We start from the raw sequence: 24882 nt of genomic DNA, 5'->3' as shown, positions 1-24882 counted from the left end.
GGCCCCTTGACAGAGCGCGAAGCCAGTTGGAATAATAAAAGACTGTGTTTATGCGCTCGGATCAGGTTCCTAAGGCTAACGCCGACCTTCACGGAGCTGAAGCCCTGGGGTCAGTTGGCACCTGTACGGCGGTTATGAGGTAAAAATGACGTACGCAATTGTTGAAGCTGGTGGCAAGCAGCTCCGGGTAGAGCCGGGCCGCTTCTACGACATCGATCGCTTGGCCCTTGAGGTCGACGACCAGGTAACCCTAGATCGCGTGTTGTTCGTGGACAACGACGGTGAGGCTGTGGTGGGGCAGCCTGTGGTAGAGGGGGCCGTTGTGGTGGGCAGCGTCGTTAGCCACCTGCGGGGCCGCAAGATTATTGTCTACAAGATGCAGCCCAAAAAGAAAACCCGCAAAAAGCAGGGGCACCGCCAGGAGCTCACCCGCGTGATGATCAACTCCATTGAGATGAACGGCACTGCGATCGCAGGCGAAGCCGCTGCCGTTGAGGCCGCCCCGGCTGAAGAAACGGCGGTCGCTGCTGCCGAGTAGATCTCTATCTCGCGCCGCTCCCCATCTCGCGCTAAATTGAACAGTAGGTAGGTTTAAGGACAACACAGCCATGGCTCACAAGAAAGGTACAGGCAGTACTCGTAACGGGCGCGACTCAAACGCTAAGCGCCTGGGCGTTAAGCGCTATGGCGGCGAAACCGTGCGCGCGGGCAACATTTTGATTCGCCAGCGGGGCACCAAAATTCACCCCGGTGAAAACGTCGGGCGCGGCGGTGATGACACGCTGTTTTCCCTAGTGGACGGCGTTGTGACCTTTGAGCGTCGCGGCAAGAGCGGCAAGAAAGTTAGCGTCTATCCCGTCGCCGCCACTGTGGCAACTGTTTAGATTTACGCTTAAAGACCGGGTGCCTGGTGAAAACCCAGAAAACTCTGGACTAGCTCAGTAGGCACCCGGTCTTTTATGACTCACTAAAAAAGCTCCTCAATATTGAGGAGCTTTTTTAGTGGAGCGGGGGTTCTGTCTAGTCGAGGTAGCCCATCAGAATCGAGGGGGGAGGATCCATCTCATCGTTAGGAGCGATGGGGCGATCGCCGGGCAGGGTGTGGATATCGGCGATGTGCAGGGTGCTTACGGCCACAGGGCGGTGTCCGGGCAGGGTATCGATGGTTGAAATTTCGAAGGTATTGGCTCCAATCGGGCGAGTGCCAGCGCGATCGAGGGTGCCGACAACTTCAAAGGTACCCAAAGCAATGGGGCGATGGTTCGGTAGGGTATCGGTTTCGACAACGCGGGTGTTGTCAGCCAGCACCATGACATCGCTGTTCTCAGGGCTAGCTTTTACGATGCCGCCACCCGCCGAGGAGGAACGCTTGGTGCGTGTACCTCGGGTAGCTCGAGTGGGTTCTTTTTCGGGGGTATCGGCACTGCCGCTGTTAGAGTCGTTGGTCGTGGTCATAGGGGTAAAAAGTCCTTACTGCTGCAATCAGCTGCCCAAGGGCGAAACGCTGATATGACTGGGAAACGTGATAAAAAATCGGGACTGCCTTGGCGCATGCTGCCGATGGGCAACCCCCGCCGCAAACAGAACTATTAAGTAAACATTATACTTTGATGGCTGCACCATCGAGTTTACGAAAGATTATTGCCGTCATAAGGGATTTCTACCGGCTGCCTCCAGCCCGATCGCCGGAGGAGAAGCGTCCCTGCCTGCGGATGCAGGGTTGATGATCTATAATTAATAAACGCACACCAATAGGGGGCTGTAACGGTTTCGACGTTTTGACGAAAGTCACGCTGTGATACAGGCCGAGAGGGAGTCTACTCTCGCAAATCAAGGCTCAAAACAAACGTAACTGCGAACACTATCGTTCCTTTTGCTCGTAAAGCTGCACCTGTTGCTGCCTAATCTAAACCTCGTTTAGATCTAACTTAGTTAGCGAGCGTTCATAGTTTGACTCCGTTAAGAGCTATGGACAAACCCCAACGGATGCTTCAGTGAATCTTCTCTAGTGGATTCATTGATTAAGACTTAGCTAGAGAATCCCGCCGTCCGGGATAAGTGGCGGTTCCTGCCCCGAGGGTTAGACGGGCTAAGCCTGTGAATGAGTGGTGTGTTAATACTCAGAGCGGACACGGGTTCGACTCCCGTCAGCTCCATTTTTGTTAGCTAGGTCGCCTCCTGGGATCATGCTTTCACCTGCCAGAGGCCTTGGTTGCAGGGCCACCAGTATAAATTCTGTGTTCGATTATTAAATATCTTTCCATCTGAGAGACCCAGTGTTGGGTCTCTTTTTTCATCTGCCTATACTGAGAACAGCAGCCCAAGTCGTAAGCTGTGTTGCCCCGCCAATAAGCCATTTAGCGAATGCTATCCGAGCTTTCGTGAATATTTGTCAGCCCTATTTAGAACAATGCGGTTTCCCATTCTGCCTTACCTTTATCAACCAGTTTTCTGCCGCAATTACAAGACCGTCTACAATCCTTGGCGGTTTTGGTACCTGCATCAGATTCGCTTCCTAGAGCGCTGCTGGCTGCGAGAATACCGGCCTGAGCAACAGCACAATTCCTGAGCCGTCGCCGAGGTCTCTGGCACAGCAAGGTGACCAGAGAGTACCACATCGCCAATATCCGTGCCTAAAATAAAATGCAGGAAATCCAGCCCCATAGCCCTGCTGGGTCATCTGCACAACTATATGCTTAGCCACAAGACCTGGGTGACAGGTGCTAGCGCTCTAGACCGTTTTTAGTGGGGCAAACACCGTCAGCGCCTGGGGCAGACACTCAAACATCATCGGGTTGACCTCTAAAATTTCGCCGTCAATCACCAGCTTTTGGGGTGGGTCGGTGGTGATTTTGAGTCGGCTGGTGCGGAGACAGGTGATGTCGTCCCGCTGGGTGGGGTTGCCCCAGGCGGCGGCCGCCATGAGGGAGGCCAGGGCGTTGATCCCCTGCAGGCGCGTGGTGCTGGTGGCAATCGTCACTTCCAGCAGGCCGTCGTCGGGAATGACTTCGCCTAAACCCTGAGCCAGCACCGAGGTGGGCGGGGCTACATTGGCTACGGTGATGGCATTTGTCGTCACTGTAGATACTTCGCCATCGATTTCGAGGGTGGCCGTAAAGGGTTCGGCGGCGGCTAGCTGCCGTACCCCTGAAAGCACGTAGGCCAAGTTGCCCAGTTCATTTTTGAGCTGGCGGCTGGCGCCATCGACCATGCCGGCTTCAAAGCCCACCCCGGCCAGCAAAATCATGGGAATATCGTTGCAGCGGGCACCGTCAATGACGTGGGTGTTGCCGGCCAGAATGGTTTCACAGGCGGCTCGTAGGTTGGTGGGTATGCCCAGCCCGACCGAAAAGGCGTTGGCGGTGCCGCGAGGAATAACGCCGAAGGGGATGCCAGTCCCCATGGCGGCTCCCGCCACCGCTGACACAGTGCCGTCGCCGCCTGAGGCAACAATCAGGCTGCGGCCCATGTCGTGCTCGTTTTTGGAGAGAATATGGTCAATCACCTCCCGCGCCTGGTCGGCGGGGTCGAGGTCGGGCTTGGTCATGATGACGTTGACCATGATTTGCGGCTCTAGCACTTCTTTAATGAGAGCTAGATCGGTGTTGGGGTTGCCCTGGCCAGCCACTGGGTTAAAGATCAGGTAGGCGATCTGGCTTTCGACGATGCCCCGCAGCAGCAGCGTGGCCGACATGTCGTTGAGGGCAATGGGTATGCCCTGGATTTGGCAGGCCCGCAGTACCAGCGTGAAGCTGGGAAAAGCGGTGGCGATCGCCCCTGGTTCGGTAAAAAAGATAACCCCGGCCACATCCCCGGCCAAAATGTTGGCGGCCAGCTCGATATCTCCCCCCTGGTCAGAGTCTTTGAGGGTGAACAATTCGATATTTTTGAGATCCCAACCCCGCTCAATGCCCTGGGCCATTTCTGCCGGGGCCATGATCTTGAAGTGGGTTAGTACCTGCTGGTGTTTTGAGAGCCAGTCCAGAGTGTGATCGACCTGAGTGGGGTGGGCGAGAATCGCCAGGGTGCTTGGCATGGGCACATCTAAATAGTCTCTCAATGCTACCACTCCGTTCTGGGCACCGCGATCGCTTAGTTTCCCTCCCCCGACAGAGTTCCGCCACCGCCAATAGCCAGCTGCTTCGCGGTGGTTTGCCAGTCGTCAATCAGGGGCGTTGACCAGAGCCAGTGGTCGATGGCCAGGGTGTTGAGGTTCAGCATCGTAGAGTCAAGGGTGAGAGTTTGGGCGAAGTAGCTCTGGGCCTGCTGCTGAATGGGCGCTTTTTCTTCGGGCAGGATAGTCATATCGCTTTCTTTTCGGTAGGCCATGGCCAGTCCAGCGTAGGCATTGACGGTGATTTTGTTGGCCACCTGGGGGCCAGCACTGGGGTCGATGTCGCGGCGCTGGGCGTGATCGATGGCGATCGCCCGATCCCAGGCTTCAATCGCCTTGCTGTAGTCGCCCAGGGCGTAGTGGGCAAACCCCAACCCAACCCAGGCTTCGAGCAAATCAGGGCGGCCGTCGGTGGCTGTGCTCCAGTCTCGTATGGCGTCGTAGGGGCTGGTTTCCGCTGCCGAGGCCGCGATCATTTGCTGCCAGGCCAGCCGACCCTGGACGTAGGCGATATCGGGGTCTTGCTGCTGAGAGACAGAGGCGGTGGCGAGGGCCGACTCAGCGGCAGTTAGGTCGTTTCGATCTAAAAGCTGCTCGATCAGCGTTCTGGCGGTGGCGGTGTGGTCGAGGGCTAGGGCTTGAATGGCGCTGGCCAGTAGGGTCGAGCTGGGCGCTGGCTGATTGGCCCCGGCGCTATTGGCCAGGGGGCGATCGATTGCGGCTGGGGCTAGGTCTGGGCGATGCAGCGTCGATAGGGTGGCGATGGAAAGCCCCAGCACCGTCCCCAGCCCGGCTAGGCCAAGACTGCCCCACACCAGCAGATTGGGCGGCCCAGACCAGCGCCGCCGGGGCGCCAAGGTCCTAGCTGCGGCCATTTCTCCCACAGGCATGCTGGAGGGAGGTTCGGGCAGCGGCGGTACGGGGCGATGGGTCGCGGCTGGATGGGGCAGCAGATTTTCGGTGGGGTCCGCAACCAGAGGGCGATCGCTGGGGATCGTGGAGGGCTGGGAGAGTTGCTGCACCAGGTTGGCCACGGCAACCTCGGCCTCGGGCGTCTCGGGCTGCTCGACCTCCTGGAGCCAGTCGTAGAGGGGGGCGACGGGCTCGGAACTGGATAATGCGGCGGCGGGGTGAGCCAGCATTTCTGCGGCCAGGCTGGAAATATCGGGGTCGGTGCTGTAGTCGGGCAGCATGAGGGCGACCTCGGTCAGGTCTTCCTCGCCACTGCCGAGCTGGCTGAGGTCGGGGGTAGGACGCTCTCCGCCATAGAGATAGCCGTCGAAATCGGGCCGCAGGTAGAGCAGTGGCAGCATCCAGAAGGGCTGGTCTGAGCCATAGGCTGACATTAGCCCCTGGCGCACTCGACTGAGGCAGAGATCGATGGGGTGGCCCTGGTGCAGGTTGCGGTACAGCAGCTGCGTAAAGGTGAGCGCCACGTCGTCAGGGATGCGATCGGCCATGGCAATTACCCCCGGCAGGCCCCGGTTGACCAGGGCCTGCACCAGGTTTTGGTCGCGCCAACCGGCCTGGGCGTCGTCCTGGGGGGTGTAGGCGCCCCGGCAGGAGTTAAACACCGCCAGCCGAATGCCGTTATTCCCCAGCAGTCCGGCCAGGTCTTCGCCGCTGAGCCGGTCGCTGAGGCCGGTTTGGCGGTTGACCAAAAACAGGTCGCCACCGGTTTCGCCCGCGTCGCTGTGACCGGCGTAGTGAAAAACCTGGAAATTCCCCTGCTCCAGGGCCTGGACCAGCTCAGGTCGCCCCGGCTGCTCCACAATGGTGACGGCCAGGGCCAGGGGGCCAGGTTCAGCGGTTTGGAGATGATCCATCAGGCCCTGCACCTCCTGGTGCAGGGCTAGCCGCTCCTGGTCATCGGGGGCGGAGATGACCAGGAGCACGCGCAGGGGAACGCTGGCAGGGGCCAGCGGAGCCATGGCGGCCAGGTCGAAGCTGGTCTGGTTCTGGTAGTAGCGGCACAGGGTGATGTCCAGGCCGGTGGCAAGGGGGCGGTCGTCGCCGTAGAGCAGTTCCCAGGGCAGACGCTGCACCTGGCTATCTTTGAACCCCAGGCGCAGCCGCAGGGGCTGGCGGCGGTTCTGGGCCACGCTCTGGGCGGCTACCCAGCTATCGCGAATGCGGCCCTGAAAAATTCCCTGGTAGAGAGCTTGGCCCAGCTGAACCCAGGAGTTTTCGGCTTGGGTTGGGTCGGGTAGAGGGCGATCGCTGCGATCGCCCCCCAGGCGATGGTTGGGGTTGTGCAGCAGGGCGTGCAGGGGGTCTTGAAACAGCGCCTCAGCCTGGGCCAGCCAGTCCTCCAGGGGCCAGGTGACCTGAGCTTCGGCCAGAGGAACTCCGGTGGCGACAGCTTCGGTGCGCAACCAGTAGGTGTTTGCCCCTGCTACGGGGGTGATCGAAATCTGAAATTCCTGGGTCACGGCCTGGATCACGGGCGGTAGGGGTGGTCTTCTTTCACGGTAGCTTGCCGGACCAATCTCGGGGATAGGGGTGGCGGGTTGTTAACAAACTCCGTCTAGATTGCCCCTGGGGCAGGGGGATGACGCTATGATGGCTTGTCTTTATTTACAAGGCCCTGGTGGCAAATTCCTGGAGCAATTCTATTTTTTTGCGGCGTTTAACCCGGACTCTGCGCTTTCCTGGGCTGGCCGTGGGCCAAAAAGCGCTCTGGCGATCGCTGAGCCTCAGCCTTTTGGGGGCCGCAACGGTGGTGGCTGCCCTGCCGGGCCGGGGAGAGATCATTCCGGTGGGGCTGGATGGGCTGGCTCTGCCCTCCATGGCGGCAGCCGAGCAGGCTCGCCTTGAGGCACTGCTGGGGGTGCAGCAGATCGAGGTACTCAGCACCCTCAGCCCCGATCGCACCACCCTGGTTGTCGCCACCAGCAGCCGCGTTGTGCCAGAGGATCGGCGGCTGCATTTTCTCAACATTCGCACCGGGGAGCTGAGCGATGCTCTGGCGCTGGAATACGACTTGATTAGCCCCGACCTGCCGCTGCGGTGGATCGACAACGACACCCTGCGCTACGTGCAGCAGGACCCCTACGGACCATGGGAAATTATTACCCTGAACCGGGTGACGGACATTGCCTCGCGCACCAGCGTCTACCCCACCCAGCCCGAAGATGGGGAAGTGCTGGGGGTGGCGCCCGATTTCTCTAAGTTTGCGGTGCGGGTCTACGGCGAAGGCGAAGACATTATCTACATCGTATTTTTGCCCTCGCTGCGGCGGCTGGAGGTGGCCCGCCTGCCGGAAGATTTGGAAATTCGCCCCCCGGCCTGGTCGGACAGCGGTACCCAGGTGGCGCTGGTGATGACATCCGGGGAAGAGCAGCGGCTGTACGATCGCACCCCCAATACCCCCGGCCTGGCCAACCCGGTGGTTCAAGACGCCCTGGGGCATCTCACCCCTGCCGACAACCCCTTTTACCAGCACAGCACGGTGCGGGTGTTTGACTTTTCGCAGCCCGAGCCGCTGCGGCTAGAGATGGTCGCTCCCGACTATGGCGGTGACCCCTTTGCCGAGGTCAGCCTTAGCCCCGATGGCCGTCGCCTATTGGTCAAGCGCTACCGCCCTAGCCCGGTGGCCGGGCGCATGCACCCCTCCTACGTGTTTCCCGAGTCGGCCTACTTCGAGGTGTATGACCTGGATGGCCATCGCCTAGATACCATTGCTGCCGATGCGCTGCGGGGGCCAACGGAGTCGGCGGGGCAGTTTTTGGGCAACAATCGCCTCCTGTTTTGGGGCACCGAAGGGCTCAACCGCCACCTCTACGTATACGACCTGGGCGAGGGGCAAGCGGCAGAAAAGCAAGCGACAGAGGGGCAAACAAGGGAGGAACAGCGCGTCCTCACCCCCCTGCCAATGCCGCCAGGGTCTGTGGATCCAGCTTCGATCGTGACGGCGGCAAATGGGAACATCATCATCTACGGGTTTTCCTCGGTAACGCAGCCGCCGGAGCTGTTTGCCCTTGATTTGACTGAGGGATCGGCTGGGGGGGGAACGCCGCGATCGCTCACCACGATCAACGCCGCCGCCGCCGAGAGCAACCGCGTGCGCGTCGATGCGGTGAGCTTTACGACCGGCCAGGGCGATCGCGAAGGATACCTGGTGCAGCCAGCGGGCAGCGCCTTTCCGCCCCAGGGGGTGCCCATTGTGCTGTGGCAGCAGGGGGGGCCGGGGTTCTCCATGGCCAACGAGTTTGCCACGGAAGTCGAAATGCCCCTGAACCTGCTGCCCAACTTTGGCCTGCCGGTGCTGGTGGTGCCCCTCTCGGGGCGGGAGGGATTTGGCCCCGAGCTGTACCGCGCCCTGGCCGACGGCCAAAACTTTGGCCACATCGATGTGCAGGAGGGGGCCGACATCATTGGCCAGCTGATTCAGCGGGGGTGGACCACCGCGGCCCAGGTGGGGGTAACGGGCTGCTCCTACGGCGGCTATTACACAGCCCAAATTGCGGCCCAGTTTCCCCAAATGGTCGCTGCCGCCAACCCCCAGTGCTCGCTGCTCGACACCTTGACCGAGTGGCAGCTGGGCTATTCGTCGCTGCTGTCGTACCTGATTGGGCAAACCCCCATGGAAGCGCCCGATCGCTACCTCCAGGCCTCCCCCCTGTACAACGCCGAGGCCATTCGCACCCCAATGCTGCTGTTCCACGGCTCCGACGACTTTTTGCAAATCGACGTGGCCCGCAACTTCCACGATGTGATTGACGGGGACGGCGTGCCGGTCACGCTGTACGAGTTTGAGGGCGTGGGCCATAGCCTCTACGGGTCTAGCTATGAAACCCAGGCGGCGCAGCTGCAAATTGAGTTTTTTCGGCAGTATTTGCAGCCCTAGGTAGGGTCAACCGCCCGCCGCCCGCTGTCTCAGTTCCCTCTTTGCGCCTACTAACCACCAGAGGGTCGTTTAGGCATTGCCGAAGGGGGTAGGGATGTTAAGTGAGTCGTTTAAGCAGTTTGTAAAGGCTGTTTCGGGAGCGGCGGGGCTGGTGCTAACGGGGGCGCTGCTGGCGCTGGTTTTGTCTGGGTTTCAGGGCTATTTGGAGATGGAGCTAAAGGATGGAGGAGGGTCTTTTCGCATCGTAGGGCCAGGGGGCACGTGCGAGATGCTGGGTAGGGATTGAACGCTGGCCATGGGCGGGCGTCCCGCGGCGATCCTGGCTAGCAGCTGTAGCCAATCTGGGGAAGACAGAACTCCCCGGAACGTTCAAACATTTAAACGTTCCGGGGTTTCTGGATCGTCTAACTCAACTGACTACGACTGTACAGCCAGGATTTTTTTGCCCTGGGCAAGGCGGGGGCCGAGCGGCTGGCTCTGAGCCGGGAGCTACACCAGAGCCTTGCGCTTAAAGGTATCGACCCCCGCGTATTTGGCCTTGGCGCCCAGTTCTTCTTCGATGCGGAGCAGCTGGTTGTACTTGGAAAGGCGCTCGCCACGGCAGGGGGCACCCGACTTGATCTGGCCGGTCATGCAGCCCACCACCAGGTCGGCGATGAAGTCGTCGGGGGTTTCGCCCGAGCGATGGCTGACCATGCAGGTGTAGCCTGCCTCGTGGGACATTTTGATCGCCTCCAGGGTTTCGGTGATGGAGCCGATCTGGTTGACCTTGACCAGGGTGGAGTTGCCGACGCCGTCTTTAATCGCCTGGGCAATGATGGCGGGGTTGGTGACAAAGGCATCGTCGCCCACCAGCTGGATGCGATCGCCCAGGGTTTTCGTCATCGCCTGCCAGCCCGCCCAGTCTTGCTCGCCCAGGCCATCTTCGATTGACACAATCGGGAACTGGTTGACCCAGCTCTCCCACAGGGCAATCATGTCTTCGGTAGATTTGCTGCTGCTGTCAGATTTGTAGAATAGATAGCTGCCGTCTTTTTGGTACAGCTCGCTGACGGCGGGGTCAAGGGCGATCGCAATATCGTCCCCAGGCCGCAAGCCAGCCTTCTCGATGCCCTTGAGAATCACTTCAATGGCTTCTACGTTGCTCTTCAGGTTGGGGGCAAAGCCACCCTCATCGCCAATAGCGGTGCTGTAGCCCGCGTCTTTGAGCACCGACTTCAGGGCATGGTAGACCTCGGCCCCATAGCGCAGCCCCTCCGAGAAGGTCGGTGCCCCCACGGGGGCAATCATGAACTCTTGAAAGTCAACGCTGTTGTCGGCGTGGGCACCGCCGTTGATGATGTTGAAGCAGGGCACCGGCAGCAGCACTGAATCAGGGCCGCCCAGGTGCACATAGAGGGGAACCTCGGCGGCCACGGACGCCGCTCGGGCAACAGCCATCGATACGCCCAAAATAGCGTTAGCGCCCAGGGTGCCCTTGTTGTCGGTGCCGTCTAGGGCCAGCATTTTGTGGTCCACCGCCGCCAGATCCATCGCATCCATGCCCATAATGGCTGGGGCAATCCTGTCGTTGACGTTGGCCACGGCCTTGAGCACGCCTTTGCCGCCGTAGACAGCCCTGTCGCCATCCCGCAGTTCGAGGGCTTCGCGAATGCCGGTCGATGCCCCAGAGGGCACACCCGCCCGCCCCTTGGCCCCACCCTCCAGCACCACGTCAACCTCAACCGTAGGATTACCCCGCGAGTCAAGAATCTGCCTGCCGTGAACCGATGTAATTGCGACCATGACTACTACTCCGTTGGTAATTTCGTAAACCGTTGCAAACCCTGCTCCACAGACCCCATGGGCTAAAGCGCTAAATTATCCTGTAGTATCCTACCGGGTGAAAGGCTTTTCCTAACGTCACTTCAGCCACCGTTTGAGCCGTCGTAGGCGGTCAGCCTGAACCGTTGTGAGAGTCATGGGAGGGTGACAGCCTTCTGCATACTACTGGGCCGCCAAGCATGTCCAATAACTTCTTACAATCCCCTAAGAATCGGGATTGGGGATCGGCTAGATTTCTGAGGCTAGGACTCAAAGGCATGAAACATGTCGACTATGCCAGCTTGCTTGGCTCTCTCGCTCCCCTGCTCCCTCGCGATTGACAATAGTAGTCACACTTGTGCCGCAGTCTACCAGGCTATAAATCTAGGCGATTGTGGATCTACCTTGGGCACCGAGGCCTGCCTGGGTATCTCCGAGGATAGATTCCTGGAGAGGGAGGGTTTGCTAAAATTTTGAGTAGTTTTTGACAGCCTAGGGCAGACCTTCTAGAGAGGGTATTGCCCCGGTAGAGAAAATAGCGAGCAGTAGCAGAGAAGCCTCTGCCGCTGTGGTCAAACTGTTTCGCTGGCAGTTGTGCAACTGTTTGTTTGCGCAACTCCTCCGTACGCAAGAGAGCCGCGTTCTCTCGGGCTCATAACACCTTATTCACTCAAGAAACCATCAACCTATGCATGTTGCAGTTTGGCCTGGGAATGTCTACCCTCTCGGAGCCAATTGGGATCATAAAGGAACGAACTTTGCCCTATTTTCGGAACATGCCACCGGGGTAGATCTCTGCCTGTTCGACAAAAATGGCGAAGAGACTCGGGTTCCGCTCACCGAGGTCAGCAACTTTGTTTGGCATGGCTACCTGCCGGGCATTGGCCCCGGTCAAGAGTATGGCTACCGGGTGCACGGGCCCTACGCTCCCCACGAAGGCCATCGCTTCAACCCCCATAAGCTGCTGATCGACCCCTACGCCAAGGCCATCTCTGGGGAAGTGGGCAACGGCCCTGAGCTATTTGGCTACGACTGGGAAAGCCCCGATGAAGACCTCTCCTTTTCAGACTTAGATAGCGCCCATCTGATGCCCAAGTCGGTGGTGGTGGATGAAACCTTTGACTGGGAAGACGACACCCTGCTGCGCACCCCCTGGCACGAAACCATTATTTATGAGGTGCATGTCAAAGGGTTTACCCGCCTGCACCCCGACATTCCGAAAGAGCTGCGCGGCACCTACGCCGGCATGGCTCACCCAGTCGCCATTGAGCACCTCCAGCGGCTTGGCATTACCGCCGTGGAGCTAATGCCCATTCACCACTTTCTCTCCCGCCCCGGTCATTTAGCCGATCGCGGGCTGCGCAACTACTGGGGCTACGACTCAATCAATTTCTTTGCCCCCTTCTCGGGCTACAGCTCCAGCGGTATTTTAGGCGAGCAGACCCGAGAGTTTAAGGAAATGGTGAAAGCCCTGCACCAGGCGGGGATCGAGGTGATTCTCGATGTCGTTTACAACCACACCGGGGAGGGCAACCATTTTGGCCCTACCCTGTCGCTGCGGGGCATCGACAACGTCAGCTACTACCGCCTGGTCGAAGACGATCTGCGCTACTACATGGACTTTACCGGCTGCGGCAACTCCCTGCACATGCGCAGCCCCCAGGTGCTAAAGCTGATCATGGACAGCCTGCGCTACTGGGTGATTGAAATGCATGTCGATGGCTTCCGGTTTGACCTGGCCTCGGCCCTGGCGCGGGAGCTTTACGAGGTAGACCGACTCTCGGCCTTTTTCGACCTGATTCACCAGGACCCGGTGCTGGCTGGGGTGAAGCTAATTGCCGAACCCTGGGATGTGGGCACGGGCGGCTACCAGGTGGGCAACTTTCCGGTCAACTGGTCGGAGTGGAATGGCCAATACCGCGACACCGTGCGCGACTTCTGGCGCGGGCAGGATGAAACCCTGGGCGAGTTTGCCTACCGTTTGACCGGCAGCCCCGACCTGTATTTTCAGACCAATGGCCGCCAGCCTAATGCCAGCATTAATTTTGTCACCGCCCACGATGGCTTTACCCTCAATGACCTGGTCAGCTACAACGACAAACACAACGAAGCGAACGGCGAGGACAACCGCGACGGCGACAACAACAATTCATCCTGGAACTGCGGCGAAGAAGGGCCGACCAGCGACCCCGAGGTGTTGAAGCTGCGGGAACAGCAGCGGCGCAACTTTTTGACCACTCTGATGCTGTCCCAGGGGGTGCCCATGCTGCTGGGGGGCGACGAGATTGGCCGTACCCAGCTGGGCAACAACAATGGCTACTGCCAGGACAACGAGGTTTCGTGGTTTGACTGGGATTTACCCGACGGCAACGAAGACCTGATCAACTTTTGCCGCGAGCTGATTTATTTTCGCAAGCAGCACCCGGTGTTTCGGCGGCGCAAGTGGTTTCAGGGGCAGGCCATCCACGGCATTGGGGTGACCGATATCAGCTGGCACAACCCCGACGGCACCGAAATGTCCCAAGAACAGTGGGAAATTGGGTTTATCAAGTCGGTGGGCGTGTTTCTCAATGGCGATAAGATCCCCAGCCCCGGCAGCCAGGGTGAGCGGATCAGCGATAACGACTTTTTACTGTTTTTCAATGCCCACTACGAAACGATTGAATTTCAGCTGAATGAACTGTTTCGGGAGTACCCCTGGATCGTGGAGATCGACACGAAGGAGCCTCGGTTTGTGACCGAAGAGCGCATCTTTACTGAGGATCAAACGATTCCGGTGGCGGCGCGATCGCTGCTGGTCTTGAAGCGCCTGTAGCCTCAGGCCTGAGCCTGATTGACCGACAGCTCGCCCTGGCACTGGGGGCAGAGGCCAAAAAACTCCAGGGTGTGATAAAAAATTTTGAACTCGTGGGCCTTGTGCAGCTGCTTTTCTAGCTCGTGTACCGGGCACTGGTCAATGGCGATGGTGCTGCCGCACTGCAAACAGGTGAGGTGGTGGCGATCTTCCTGGGGCAGGCTGTAGAGCGACTCGCCCGAGGGCAGCGTGCGCATCTGCACCGCGCCTTCCAGCTTGAGGGCATCGAGCGCCCGGTAGACGGTGGCCAGGCCCGTAGTGTTGCCGTCTTGGCGCATTTCTACGTACAGGGCTTGGGCCGAAATAGGCTTGCTCAACCCTTTGAGGACGGTTAGAACTTTCTCTTGACTGCGGGTGCGTCGTACCATGCTGTCTCACTCGTACTGCCTCAAGTTTATCAACTGGGCGATACGGTAGGATGGGGGATGTCAATTGTGACGATTTCCCCGCCTTTGGAGTTGGCCGTGCCCCACTACAGCGCTCGCATCTACGTCACCCTGCGCCCCTCGGTACTCGACCCGGCCGGTACCGCCGTGCAGTCGGGGCTGGCCCACATGGGCTACAGCAACGTGGGGCCAGTGCGCATTGGCAAGTACATCGAACTCACCCTAGAGGCCGACTCTGAGGAGGCCGCCAGTCAGCAGCTCGATCGCATGTGCGACCAGCTGTTGGCCAACCCGGTGATCGAGAATTATCGGTTTGAACTGCAAACCCTAGCGACTGTTTGAAGAAGATAGGGGAGGTCGAGGAGATAGGGGAGGTCGGGGAGATAGGGGAGGTCGGGGAGGTTGAGGAAATGGCTAAATAGTCTTCCTCACCTTCCTCACTTTCCCCACCTCCCTCACCTTCCCCACCTCCCTCACCTTCCCCACCTCCTCCACTCCCCCACCTCCCTCATCCTCCCCACCTTCCCCACCTCCCCACCTCCCCCATGAAATTCGGCATTATTGTCTTCCCTGGAGCCAACTGCGATCGCGATGTCGCCTACGTCACCCGCGACATTCTGGGCCAACCCACCCGCATGGTCTGGCACGAAGAGGGCGACCTGGGCGATATCGATGTAGTGGTGGTGCCGGGGGGCTTTAGCTACGGCGACTATTTGCGCTGCGGCGCGATCGCCCGCTTTTCGCCAGCCATGCAGGCCACCGTCGAGCACGCCCAGGCGGGCAAGCCGGTGCTGGGCATCTGCAACGGCTTTCAAATTTTGACCGAGGTGGGGCTGCTGCCCGGGGCGCTGATGCGCAATCGGGATATGCGCTTTATCTGCGATCGCCTCCCGCTCAGGGTCGAGCGCACCAACCTGCTGTGGACGAACGGCTACACCCCCGGTCAGGTAATCACCCTACCCATTGCCCACGGCGAGGGCTGCTACTACGCTGACGAGGCCACCCTGGCAGAACTGGAAGCTAACGACCAAATTGTGTTTCGCTACAGCGGCCCCGAGGGGGCAGTAGATGCGGCCCATAACCCCAACGGTTCGCTGGGCAACATTGCGGGCATTTGCAACCGGCAGGGCAACGTGCTGGGCCTGATGCCCCACCCCGAGCGCGCCTCTGACGCCGTGCTGGGCGGGGTCGATGGGCTGCCCCTGTTCCAGGGCCTGGTGCAGGCCTTGGTAGCGGCTTAGGCGTGTCATCAAGTCTGGCTAAACATCCTGACTCCATCAGCACTGCTACGCCCGACTCAAAAAAAGCTAGGGGCTGTAACCCTTGATTCATGGGCCATCAGCCACTAATTTGATGCCAGCCCCTAGCGCCAGGGTCGCCATTCCTTCAAAATCTCTTCAAAAAGAGATCTCTCCAGGGGCGTAAACTTCACCAAAACCCCCGTCACGGCGGTGGGGCTGGGTACACTTAACCAGCAAGGAACCTGCTTTGACTGCAATGTCGTCATGGGTCAACGGGGGTAGACTGTGGGTTGCCGCTGCGGCAATCTGGTGCTGTGTTGTGCTAAATCGGCCCTCCCTGAGCCAAGGGCTGGAGGAAGTTTTTATGCCAAATGCTGATGAATGGCTGGGTAGCGCCCTGGCCTACCGCTCGACGGTGTATGAATATTGCCAGCTTGCCCTGTGCCCTAGCCTTGACCAGGCCAGCGCCGATCGCATGGGCGAAATTTTGCGGCGGGCCGAAGCAGAACCGCTGCTAAATTTATTGATTGACGAAGCCGATGGTCTGGTGGCGCGCTTGCAGCCCTGCCCCTGCGATCAGTACATCCAGCAGCAGCAGCAGCGGCTGCAAGGGGCGATCGATGCCCTGTGGGTGAACGAACTGCTGACCACCTGCGGGCCGTAGTCGAGCCGCCGTTCGCTGGATTCTGTGGCAGGCTGGGATCAGGTTGCACGCGAGGCTAAATGACGACGGCTTCTTCTTTACCCGCTCTCCCCAAGCGCTGGCTGGTGCAGGTGTGCCGGCATCGATCGTGCGATCGCGGCGGTTCGGCGGCGGTGCTGGCGGCGTTTCAAGCGCACCAAAGCCCGACGATTCTCGTCGCTGAGAGCGACTGCATGGGCCAGTGCAGCGCGGGGCCTACGGTGAAGGTGATGCCCGGCAATACCTGGTACTGCCGCATTACCGCTGAGGATGTGCCGAGGATCGTGGAGCAACATTTGAAGGGAGGGGAACTGGTGCGCGATCGTCTCCACCCCCGCTTTCACCCGCTTGACCCATCGCCCTAACGGTGCACTTGATCGGCGTAAGCAGTTGAGCCATAGAGAGTAACACGTGCTTTGTCAGACCCGAATTAGGCTGGGCGGCTTTACAGAAGAGACTAGCGCTGAATAACTTCACTCAGCGCTTCCTGAAGAACTTCATCACTCACACCGTGACGTTTCAAACTGGCAACAAGGGCAGATACCGTGTCTCCATCCAACCGCTCCAGATCAGCTCTTAACCCTTGACCAATATAGGCTCGGGCTAGAGGCTGATACCCAGAAAACCCAAGCAGCGGGGCGACTCGCTTTAAATCTTCGATCACATCTTCGGGCATCCGAATGGTGATCGTTGTCATAGGCCGCTCTCTGCTGAGCCGCTGCTTTAATGCATCAACCTTCATAGTAGTTACGCTCCTTGCGTGTCGCTTTACGAGCCGAAATTAACCGAATGGTGTCGTTTTCACGGTCGATGTAGACAACGTATAAAAGACTCCACCGTCTGTCGAAACCTATTACGGCATCCCGTGTCTCCTCGCTGCGGCTGGCGTCAACGACGACGAGGAATGGGTCAAAGAAGGCTTCTGTAGCTTGTTGAAAGGTTACCCCATCGTGATTAATGGGGTTTATCCTGGCCTTCTCGTCATCCCAAACGAAGGTGATGCCATTGAGCATGAAATACGCATCCATACTCTGTAATGTAGGTAAGATGTATTTACATTGTCAATACGGCCTGGCCAGCTTGACTGAGGCTTTCTGATGCCCTACAAAAAACTGTGGGAAGCAATTGGTGATCTCAAATTCCGAGTAAATCTAGCTGTGGCCAATGCGCTTAGGACAGTAGTGAACGTCAATGCGAAGGCTGGGGCAGCGCATCGGCGTATAGCTATCGCATGAGAGCTAACTGTGAATTGTCCTAACCTTCTGGCTCTAGCTATACCCCCGATTTGTAGTAACGTGCTATGCCCCTACAGGGTTTCTGGTTATGAATCAGGGTTGACCAAATCGAATTTCGGATGAAACTAGTTTAGCCCCAAATCTCCCCCCACTTGGCTGGGTGAAAATTAGGGCTAAATCTACTCTATTAAAGGGTTCCAGGCTTTTTTGCCAAAACCGATGCTAGCGCACCTGAGCCATCGCCTCTACCGGGGGCCGCACCACACGGTGGGCCAGACCCAATTTTTCGAGCGTCCAAATGGCGTACCAGGTGACATCCACTTCCCACCAGCGCCAGCCGGCAGGGGCGACGTTGGGGAAGGCATGGTGATTGTTGTGCCAGCCTTCGCCGTAGGTAAGCAGGGCGGTCCACCACAGGTTGCGGGAGCCATCTTCGATATGAAAGCGGCGCTTGCCCCACATGTGGGTGGCGGAGTTGATCAGCCAGGTAGAGTGCCACAGCAACGCAATTCTGAGAAAGCCGCCGTAGATCACGAAGGGCCAGCCGCCGAGGGCAAAGAGGGCGATCGCAACCGGCACTTGCAGCAGCAGAAAGTAGCGATCGAGCCAGCGATAGTAGGGGTCGCGGGCAATGTCCGGCGCGTAGCGGCGGTAGATTTGGCCATTAAAGATGGCCGGGTTGCGGTACACCATCCACAGCATGTGGCTCCACCAGAAGCCACGGCTGGCGGCGTAGGGGTCTTTTTCGGCATCTTCGGTGTAGAGGTGGTGCTGACGGTGCCCCGCCACCCAAAAGATTGGCCCGCCCTGGAGCGCCATCGCGCCGATGGTGGCCAGCACGTACTCTAGCCAGCGCGGTACCTGCAAGCTGCGGTGGGTCAGCAGCCGGTGATAGCCCAGACAGATGCCAATGCTGCCAAACAGCCAGTGCAGCGCCACCATGACGCCCAGCGCCGACCAGGAAAAGAACCAGGGGGCCAGCAGGGCAACGCCGTGGATGGCGGCCAAAAAGCCTACCAGCGTCCAGTCTAAATCGGCAATGCCCGGTTTTTGCAGGGGCGGTTTTATCGATGTTGTCATAGCAAAGTCCTCATTCTTCGTCAGGTGGAAACGGTGGGCTAAGCCGCTCGCCCGGTCTGGGCGGAGGCTCTGGCCTGACTCCTCATGGCCCCCTAGGGGATTGGTCTGGAGCCCATTGCAAGTGCTGCTTGCAAAATCACCTTAGCAAACTTCTTTGGTAAAATGCAAGTGTTGCTTTCTTTTTGCTATGGCAGATCGGCGTAAATCGGCTCGGCAGCGGCTTGTGGACGCGGCATTTCAGCTTTTTTCGAGGCAGGGCGTGGGGGCTACAACCACCCGCCAGGTGGCCGATCTGGCCGGAGTCAATGAGGTGACGCTGTTTCGGCAGTTTGGCAGCAAGCATGGCTTGCTTGCTGCCGTGATGACTGAGGCGGATCTGCTGGATGGTTCGGCTTCTCGCCTGGTCCTGAACCCCGACGGGCAAGCCCCCGTTGATCAGGCCTTGGGAGATTTTCTGGCCCACTGCCTGGAGACGTTGGATCAGCTTTCGGAACTGGTGCGATCGGTGATTGGGGAATCGGGGCAGTTCTCTGCCGCCAACAGCCAGGCCATGGGACGCGGGCTGAAAGCGATTCGCGATGGGATGGCGGAGTATTTGGAGGCGGTTTTGGGGCCGGGCCATGCCCCTGGGCTGCCTCCGGAGGCGATCGCTGGGCTGGTGATGGCCCTGCTGCTGGGCTATGGGGCGATCGAGGGAGCCACCAGCGGAATGGCCGAGGGCGATCTGGAAAACCACGGCCTTTGGCCCAGTCGAGCCGACTTTGTGGACAGCGTGGTGATCTGGCTGCTGAGTCTGCGGCCCCAGCCCGCCGCTGAAGACCGGGCATCGGCTCAGCCTGGCCCGACTGGGGACCCTCTCAATACCGAAACCTGGATCGATTTGCCTGCGCCCATTGTGCACCAGGTCATGCAGGCGGCCCGCAAGGCTGGCAATCAGACCTTTGCGCTGGTCTACGTGCTCTGGGGGGCCGGAGTGGCGGCGGCGGAGGTGCCGCTGCTGACCCGCGCCAGCGCGCTCTACGACAGCGACCAGCATATTTTGCTGGTCGGCCCCAACCACCGCCAGGTGCCGTTAAATCAGTGGATTATGGGTCGGCGCTACGGCACCTATACCAAGAATCCGCTGACCCGCTGGCTGAAGGGCCGCAGCGATGATTCGCCTGCTATGTTCTTGGGGCCGGACGATCAGCCGATCACGCCCCTGCGGGTGCGGCAGCTGTGGGCTGAGGTCACAGCCGACATTGTTTCGCCTACGGGCGTGCCCCTGAGCCTGGAGCAAACCCGCGCCACCTGGTGCGTCGAGATGCTGCTGAAGGGGTTAAACCGTCACGAACTCAGCCTGCTGAGCGGGCTGTCGGTGGAGCAGCTCGACCCGCTGGTGCAAAAGGCCCAGGCGCGATCGGCCCTGGCCCAGGCGCTGCGGCTCGATCGCCAGGCTGGGCCAGGCTACAGCGGGCTGGATGAGACGACCGATGCTGTCTCACCCGCCGATCGATAGTCTGCGCCAATGGCTAGAGTACGCCCTCGGCCTTGAGCAGGGCAATGGCTCTGGGAATGCGCAGCTGCATGGCGGCGGCGACGGCCTGAAGCAGCTTTAAATTGGGCAGGTCTGGGTTGAGTTCGGCGGCGCGATCGAGGGCGACCTGGGCGCTCCTGGGCTGCCAGGCATAGAGATTCACAAAACCCAGGTAGGCCCAGTGGTAGGGGTTGTCGGGGGCTACGGTGGTGATCTGGTGGAGGGTGGCGATCGCATCTTCGGCATGTTGCTGGAGCACCTGGGCCAGCAGCATGCCGTAGAGCCAGTCGAGGCGATCGGGCGACTGCTGAAGCCGATGGCCCAGGGTTTGCTCGGCGTGAACCAGATATTTCTGGCGGGGATCGTACTGGTTGATGCGGCCCACCTCCGCAAAGATGGGATCTAGCTGGCCCACCGCCAGGCCCTGGGCCAGCTGGCGCAGGTAGGTGACGAGATCGAGCGGCGGGGCCACCGCCAGGGGAATCGTGGCGGGGATATCGATGCCGGGCTGCACCTGCACCACCGCAGGCGGCCCCTCCAGCGTGGTGCTGCGGCCTGTGGTGGGCTGCAACAGCTCTGCACGCAGGGTGTAGCGACCCGCCGGTAGATCGACGGGCGGGGCCAGACTGAGCCGCTCTGCCACGGTGTAGGTCTCAGATCCATTGTCGCCGTAGAGGCGGCCTAGCCCCACGGCATGGTCGCCGAGCCAAACCGGGTCTGCGCCGGAATCGGGCTGCCAGGTGAGCAGCAGCAGCCCGTTCTGGAGCTGATCCCAGGGGCCAGCGAGGCGATAGGTAACGGGGTAGACGCGGCCAGGAAAGATTTGGTCGGGGGCCTCAACGCTCAGCTGCACCGGGGCGATCGCCGTCGCTGAGGGCACCACCGCGATCGGGGGCTGTCGCCGATGGTAGAGCTGGGCCTCGCTGCTGTCGGGCAGGGGCCAGGTCGCCACCACCTCCAGATCGGGGGACTTGAGAATCGAGTCTTTGAGCAGGGCCTGCCCGGCCTCGATCGTGTCGTAGGCCCCCTGGTCGCCGGTTTTAGCCAGGTACCAGTCGAGGGCGGCCGCATCCTGTACGGCGGTATTGGGGCTAAAGGCCAGCTGGCGCGCAAATCCCTGAAAATTGGCCGCACCGCCGTAAAAATCCATGTTTTGAGGATTTAGCTGCTGGGTGTTGACGGCCATGCCCAGGGTGGTCTCCAGGTGGGGAGTGGTCTGGGTCATGGTGGAGACAATGGCCTCGTTGGGCCAGGGTGGCCCGGTGTAGGGGAAAAAGCTGGGGGGCAGTAAACCTGCCGGCAGCCCCTGGCCCAGGGGGGCTCCCGGCAGCGGAAAAATCGTCCACAGGACGACCCCCAGGGCGGCGATCGCCGCCACCCACCGCACGGCCCAGACCCGGTACCCGTTCAGCATGGCGGCCAGCCCCACCAGCACCAGCGGCAGCATCGGCGCCAGCAGCCGGGCCTGCTTGTTAGACCCCAGCGCCCCCAGCACCAGGGTGATCAGCACAATGCCGCCCAGCCACAGCCAGGCGGTTTGGGAGCGCCGGGCTGTGGCGGCTGGGGGGTGCGATCGCTTCCTCAGCCGCCCGGTTAGCAGGGCCAGCGCCCCCGTCGCCAGGGCCAAAAACAGCACCGGGGCCGAGACCATAGCGGGCAGCTGCTGCGGGTAGTAGAGCCACCCCGCCAGGGTATTGGCCTGGGGATCGCGCCGGTAGATGACGCCGTGGGCAGTGGATTCGACCGTGGTGCTGATGATGGTCAGCCAGCTGGTGCTAAACCAGGGCCAAATCACCAGCAGCCCTACCCCCAGCCCCACGGCCAGCTGAAGCAACCGGCCCCAGCGCCGCTCCCAGAGGCTGAGCAGGGCGGGCCAGCCCAGGGCCGCAATCAAAAAGAGCAGGCCGGAGGTGCGGGTCAGCAGCATCAGCCCCACTCCCACGCCCCACAGCAGAGTAAACAGCCACTGCTGCCAGGCTCGCTTGGCCATCCACCAGCAGGTCAAGCCCATCAGGGTAAAGGCGACCATCGCCACCAGCCCGTAGTCGAGTAGGTACTCCAGGCGCAGGGTGGCCAAAATCGGGGCCAGCAGCCCCAGGCCCGCCGCCCACAGCCCGACAGCGGGCGAAAAGAGCCGCCTGCCGGTCCAGTAGAGCGACCCCAGCAGCACGGCGGTAAAGACCAGATTCACCGTCAGCCCCGCGTCTAGGCTGGCCCCCCAGAGGGCAAAAAAGGGTACCGTCGCCAGGGCCACCAGCGGGGCTCGCTGGGTGGGGGCCTGCTGCCACAGGGTGCGCCACCAGTCGCCAGAAAACCAGTCCGGATGCTGCAGCACCCACCAGTGGTTGAGGGCGCGGGTCAGGTGATCGCCCTGATCCCAGGCGGGGGGAGCATGGTCGAAAAAAATCCACAGGCGATCGATCGCGGCAGCCAGCAGCCACAGTCCCACCAAAATGAACGTATCGCGCCGCAGGGTAGGGGCTGGGGAGGACGGCACATTAGCCATAGAAGCTCGGGGCAATTTCTGCAAAACTCAGCGCGGGCTGTTTCACAGGAATTTTAGGGCACTGGCGGGCGATCGCAGCTCAGGCCATCCCAATCTTTGCGCCTATTGGGGAAATTTAGCTTGGGAAATTAGCTTGGGGCGATCAGTGGAGCAGTTCCCCTTTGAAAACGGTGACGGCCTGACCGCTGAGGCGCACGCGACCCGCGAAGCGAGCATCCGGCCCGGAATCGTCCCCGTCCTGCACCTTGATCACGCCGCCTCGGGCTGAGGCCTGGTAGGCCAGAAAGCTCGTCTTATTCAGCTTGCTCCGCCAGTAGGGGGCAAGGCAGCAGTGGGCGGCCCCGGTTACCGGGTCTTCGTCGATGCCAATGGATGGGGCAAAAAAGCGGGAGACAAAATCGTAGGGAGCCTCTCCCCGGCTGGTGACAATAATGCCGTGCACCGGAAACTGCTTTAGGGCGGCAAAGTCGGGCCGCAGGTCGCGCACCGCCGCCGCCGACTCCAGTTCCACCAGGTAGCCCAACGAATTTTCGACCACGGCTTTGGGGTCGGCTCCCAGGGCGTTGGCTAGCCCATCGGGGATGGCGATCGCGCGGGATGGATTGGCCGGAAAATTTAGCTCAATCCAGTCGCCCAGGCGGCGGGCGGTGAGCACCCCGCTGCGGGTGTAGAATCTGGCGTCCTGCTCAGGGGGGAGGTGCCCTTCGCTCCAGAGCACGTGGCAGGTGGCCAGGGTGGCGTGGCCGCACAGGTCCATTTCTACCGTGGGGGTAAACCAGCGCAGCCGGTAGCCCTCGGCCTCGGGGTAAAAAAAGGCGGTTTCTGACAGATTCATTTCCTGGGCCACCTGCTGCATCCAGCGATCGGGGCGGGCCTCGGGCAGGGCGCACACCGCCGCTGGGTTGCCGCCGTAGGCGGCGTCGGTAAAGGCATCAACCTGAGTCAGAGCAATGGTCATAGCGCTACCCCTTTAGCCATAAAGCAATCAACTACTCGATAAAGATTGGCGAATTTGCTCGGCGGTCATGAAGCATCGGTCGGCCGGAAAGGTATTGGCAAACGCCTGGGCCTCCTGCGGTAGGGCGCTGGAGGGGCGATTGTGAAACCGACCCAAGGCGGCATAGCTGACTAGCCCCAGATACTCGCGGATGGCCAGGAGCGATCGCTGGTTGGCGGCAACCTCAGGCGGCATCGGCTCGATGTGAGGAATCACCGAAAAGCCAAAGCTTTTAAAGATTAACCAGGCGCGCAGCATATGGGGTGGATCGGTAATGAGAATAATGCGGCTCAGCCCTTTAGACCCCAGGGCCGCCACCGCCGACTCGGCCTCGTGGTTGGTGGTTCTCACACAGGTCGAGCTGAGGAATCGAGCTGGTGACAGCTGGCGTCGCTCCAGTTCTCTCAGCACTTTCATGCCCTGGGCGCGGCCCATGACCAGCAGGTTGGGCGCCCGACCCGCCGCCACCATGCTGACGGCGGTGCTGTGGCGATCGCCCTCAATTTGCCCATCGCGGGCCAGCACCACAACGGCATCGGCGGGCTCGCCGCGATCGGGGGGCACAAAGCTCACCAGCAGCCGGGTGGCCGCCGCCGAAAACAGCGGCGAAATCATCAGCCAGTAGGCGATCAGCAGTCCCAATCCCAGGATTACCATCTGCTGCTTGTACCGGCGGCCACTGGCCAGCAGCATAACTGCGGTGAAGACCAGCAGGGTGAGCGTGACAACGTGGGGATCGGATAGCCAATAAAAGAGCTTCCAAGTAAATTTTGGCCAGTAACGTCCAAATATGCTCCGAACTAGCTCTACCATGGGGGCTTCCTGCGCAGTGAGAGGGCCTAGCACTGCAATAACGTCATCAGGCTTAGCCTACTGATATCAGCCTTGGGCTGGCAGCTAACCACAGTTTGTCGAGCAAAATTTATAGATCTGTATAGCCACCGCAAACGCTGTAGCCCAGGGAACGCTGGAGCGGCGCGATCGCCCCCCAGATCAAATCAATAACATCCAACCTTAAATCAGAGATGGCTCACAGGCGTCTGAAAACCATCCCTGAGATCCTATGACCCATTGGCGCATTTGGGAGCATAGCCTACTCGTAGTAGCGCCGGTCTATCCACACCCGCAGCTCTTGCTCGGAGCTAAAGCTATAGCGCCGCTGGCTGGCCGGGTCGTAGGCCACAAACAGAGTCTGACCGTAGCGATGGCCCTCTCGGGCCGATCTGCGACCAACGCGCTTGACCGTCACGCTCACGTCGGTAGAACCGCACAGGTAGGCCAGCAGGTGGCTCGCCATCGGTCTCAGATGTGCCTTAGCCGCAGCCCAGGCGCGGCCAACGGAGTAATCGGTCTGGGTGGGATGCGACTCTGGAATTAGCTCTAGCTGAGCATACAAACTATTGGTTTTCATGGGGCTGTCCTCTCAAAAAGGAAGTGACCAACGGAACGCGAATCGATTCGCTATAGGTGAAGTTTCTTTGATCTCCCCCTGGCCGAACAGAGGCAGTTCGCGTAAATTGTATTGGTAACAGTTTGATTTCCTGAGACTGTTCTGGTATCTTCACCCCAAAACTGTTCCGATTTAGTTCAAAATTCAAAGTTCAAAGTTCAAAATTTTC

23 protein-coding genes and 1 other RNA gene are annotated in these 24882 nt (G+C 60.1%); 11 read left to right on the top strand and 13 right to left on the bottom strand.

All coding sequences use genetic code 11. The features are described 5' to 3' along the window. Positions 1–145 precede the first annotated feature (145 nt). Together rplU and rpmA are read left to right on the top strand one after the other, a co-directional pair. Positions 146–538, top strand: a complete 393-nt coding sequence (gene rplU / locus LEPTO7104_RS0110940) for a 50S ribosomal protein L21 (protein WP_017298620.1) — start codon at positions 146–148, stop codon at positions 536–538. A 70-nt stretch (positions 539–608) separates the two neighbouring features. Continuing rightward, on the top strand, positions 609–884 hold the full coding sequence (gene rpmA / locus LEPTO7104_RS0110935; RefSeq protein ID WP_017298619.1) for a 50S ribosomal protein L27: 276 nt from the start codon (positions 609–611) through the stop codon (positions 882–884). Between the two features lie 136 nt (positions 885–1020). Here rpmA and LEPTO7104_RS0110930 read toward each other — a convergent pair whose 3' ends face one another. Then, positions 1021–1455, bottom strand: a complete 435-nt coding sequence (locus tag LEPTO7104_RS0110930; RefSeq protein ID WP_017298618.1) for a hypothetical protein — start codon at positions 1453–1455, stop codon at positions 1021–1023. Between the two features lie 300 nt (positions 1456–1755). Here LEPTO7104_RS0110930 and ssrA point away from each other — a divergent pair. Then, positions 1756–2159: a transfer-messenger RNA gene (gene ssrA, locus LEPTO7104_RS38165) on the top strand. 572 nt (positions 2160–2731) lie between these two features. On the opposite strand, the gene LEPTO7104_RS0110925 is transcribed toward ssrA, so the two are convergent. Next, positions 2732–4060 (bottom strand): YegS/Rv2252/BmrU family lipid kinase, encoded by a 1329-nt coding sequence (locus tag LEPTO7104_RS0110925; RefSeq protein WP_264308184.1) that lies wholly within the window; start codon positions 4058–4060, stop codon positions 2732–2734. A 32-nt stretch (positions 4061–4092) separates the two neighbouring features. Next, positions 4093–6558, bottom strand: a complete 2466-nt coding sequence (locus tag LEPTO7104_RS33480) for a CHAT domain-containing protein (protein ID WP_017298616.1) — start codon at positions 6556–6558, stop codon at positions 4093–4095. A 146-nt stretch (positions 6559–6704) separates the two neighbouring features. Here LEPTO7104_RS33480 and LEPTO7104_RS0110915 point away from each other — a divergent pair, with 146 nt between their 5' ends. Together LEPTO7104_RS0110915 and LEPTO7104_RS0110910 are read left to right on the top strand one after the other, a co-directional pair. After that, entirely contained in the window at positions 6705–8963 is a 2259-nt protein-coding gene (locus LEPTO7104_RS0110915) for an alpha/beta hydrolase family protein (RefSeq protein WP_017298615.1), read from the top strand. A gap of 94 nt (positions 8964–9057) precedes the next feature. After that, complete coding sequence (locus tag LEPTO7104_RS0110910; protein ID WP_017298614.1) at positions 9058–9249, top strand: hypothetical protein; 192 nt, start codon at positions 9058–9060, stop codon at positions 9247–9249. Between the two features lie 203 nt (positions 9250–9452). Here the strand turns inward: LEPTO7104_RS0110910 and eno are convergent, their stop codons facing one another. Next, positions 9453–10748, bottom strand: coding sequence for a phosphopyruvate hydratase (gene eno, locus LEPTO7104_RS0110905; RefSeq protein WP_017298613.1), 1296 nt, complete (start codon positions 10746–10748; stop codon positions 9453–9455). A 706-nt stretch (positions 10749–11454) separates the two neighbouring features. On the opposite strand from eno, the gene glgX reads away from it, so the two are divergent. Beyond that, entirely contained in the window at positions 11455–13581 is a 2127-nt protein-coding gene (gene glgX, locus LEPTO7104_RS0110900; protein WP_017298612.1) for a glycogen debranching protein GlgX, read from the top strand. 2 nt (positions 13582–13583) lie between these two features. Here the strand turns inward: glgX and LEPTO7104_RS0110895 are convergent, their stop codons facing one another. Further along, entirely contained in the window at positions 13584–13988 is a 405-nt protein-coding gene (locus tag LEPTO7104_RS0110895) for a Fur family transcriptional regulator (RefSeq protein WP_026072585.1), read from the bottom strand. A 57-nt stretch (positions 13989–14045) separates the two neighbouring features. Here LEPTO7104_RS0110895 and purS point away from each other — a divergent pair, with 57 nt between their 5' ends. Both purS and purQ read left to right on the top strand, forming a co-directional pair. Then, entirely contained in the window at positions 14046–14348 is a 303-nt protein-coding gene (purS, locus tag LEPTO7104_RS0110890) for a phosphoribosylformylglycinamidine synthase subunit PurS (protein WP_017298610.1), read from the top strand. Between the two features lie 203 nt (positions 14349–14551). Then, the gene (purQ, locus tag LEPTO7104_RS0110880; RefSeq protein ID WP_017298609.1) at positions 14552–15247 is read left to right on the top strand and encodes a phosphoribosylformylglycinamidine synthase subunit PurQ; all 696 of its coding nucleotides are present in this window, start codon (positions 14552–14554) and stop codon (positions 15245–15247) included. A gap of 122 nt (positions 15248–15369) precedes the next feature. Here purQ and LEPTO7104_RS40025 read toward each other — a convergent pair whose 3' ends face one another. Further along, positions 15370–15513, bottom strand: a complete 144-nt coding sequence (locus tag LEPTO7104_RS40025) for a hypothetical protein (protein WP_155523593.1) — start codon at positions 15511–15513, stop codon at positions 15370–15372. A gap of 98 nt (positions 15514–15611) precedes the next feature. Here LEPTO7104_RS40025 and LEPTO7104_RS0110875 point away from each other — a divergent pair, with 98 nt between their 5' ends. Together LEPTO7104_RS0110875 and LEPTO7104_RS0110870 are read left to right on the top strand one after the other, a co-directional pair. Beyond that, on the top strand, positions 15612–15911 hold the full coding sequence (locus LEPTO7104_RS0110875; RefSeq protein ID WP_155523592.1) for a hypothetical protein: 300 nt from the start codon (positions 15612–15614) through the stop codon (positions 15909–15911). A 59-nt stretch (positions 15912–15970) separates the two neighbouring features. Then, positions 15971–16294: a (2Fe-2S) ferredoxin domain-containing protein gene (locus tag LEPTO7104_RS0110870; RefSeq protein WP_017298607.1), complete on the top strand. Its 324-nt coding sequence runs from the start codon at positions 15971–15973 to the stop codon at positions 16292–16294. A gap of 92 nt (positions 16295–16386) precedes the next feature. Here the strand turns inward: LEPTO7104_RS0110870 and LEPTO7104_RS0110865 are convergent, their stop codons facing one another. The 3 genes from LEPTO7104_RS0110865 to LEPTO7104_RS0110855 form a co-directional block, all read right to left on the bottom strand. After that, complete coding sequence (locus LEPTO7104_RS0110865) at positions 16387–16671, bottom strand: hypothetical protein (RefSeq protein ID WP_017298606.1); 285 nt, start codon at positions 16669–16671, stop codon at positions 16387–16389. Then, positions 16661–16957: a BrnT family toxin gene (locus LEPTO7104_RS0110860; protein ID WP_017298605.1), complete on the bottom strand. Its 297-nt coding sequence runs from the start codon at positions 16955–16957 to the stop codon at positions 16661–16663. The genes LEPTO7104_RS0110865 and LEPTO7104_RS0110860 overlap by 11 nt, the downstream gene beginning before the upstream one ends. Before the next feature lie 429 nt (positions 16958–17386). Further along, entirely contained in the window at positions 17387–18244 is an 858-nt protein-coding gene (locus LEPTO7104_RS0110855) for an acyl-CoA desaturase (RefSeq protein WP_017298604.1), read from the bottom strand. Between the two features lie 187 nt (positions 18245–18431). On the opposite strand from LEPTO7104_RS0110855, the gene LEPTO7104_RS33475 reads away from it, so the two are divergent. Beyond that, positions 18432–19742 carry a TetR/AcrR family transcriptional regulator gene (locus LEPTO7104_RS33475; protein ID WP_017298603.1) on the top strand — a complete coding sequence of 437 codons (1311 nt, stop codon included), beginning with the start codon at positions 18432–18434 and terminating at the stop codon, positions 19740–19742. 13 nt (positions 19743–19755) lie between these two features. Here the strand turns inward: LEPTO7104_RS33475 and LEPTO7104_RS0110845 are convergent, their stop codons facing one another. The 4 genes from LEPTO7104_RS0110845 to LEPTO7104_RS33470 form a co-directional block, all read right to left on the bottom strand. Next, positions 19756–22266, bottom strand: a complete 2511-nt coding sequence (locus tag LEPTO7104_RS0110845) for a glycosyltransferase family 39 protein (protein ID WP_017298602.1) — start codon at positions 22264–22266, stop codon at positions 19756–19758. Positions 22267–22408: 142 nt separating this feature from the next. Continuing rightward, on the bottom strand, positions 22409–23224 hold the full coding sequence (locus LEPTO7104_RS0110840; RefSeq protein ID WP_017298601.1) for a PhzF family phenazine biosynthesis protein: 816 nt from the start codon (positions 23222–23224) through the stop codon (positions 22409–22411). Between the two features lie 27 nt (positions 23225–23251). Next, entirely contained in the window at positions 23252–24076 is an 825-nt protein-coding gene (locus LEPTO7104_RS0110835) for a YdcF family protein (protein ID WP_017298600.1), read from the bottom strand. 280 nt (positions 24077–24356) lie between these two features. After that, positions 24357–24674, bottom strand: coding sequence for a hypothetical protein (locus LEPTO7104_RS33470; protein WP_017298599.1), 318 nt, complete (start codon positions 24672–24674; stop codon positions 24357–24359). Positions 24675–24882 lie beyond the last annotated feature (208 nt).

Origin of the sequence: Nodosilinea nodulosa PCC 7104 (assembly GCF_000309385.1) — a bacterium.
Taxonomy (GTDB): domain Bacteria; phylum Cyanobacteriota; class Cyanobacteriia; order Phormidesmidales; family Phormidesmidaceae; genus Nodosilinea; species Nodosilinea nodulosa.
This window is presented reverse-complemented; position numbering and strand designations above follow the sequence as displayed.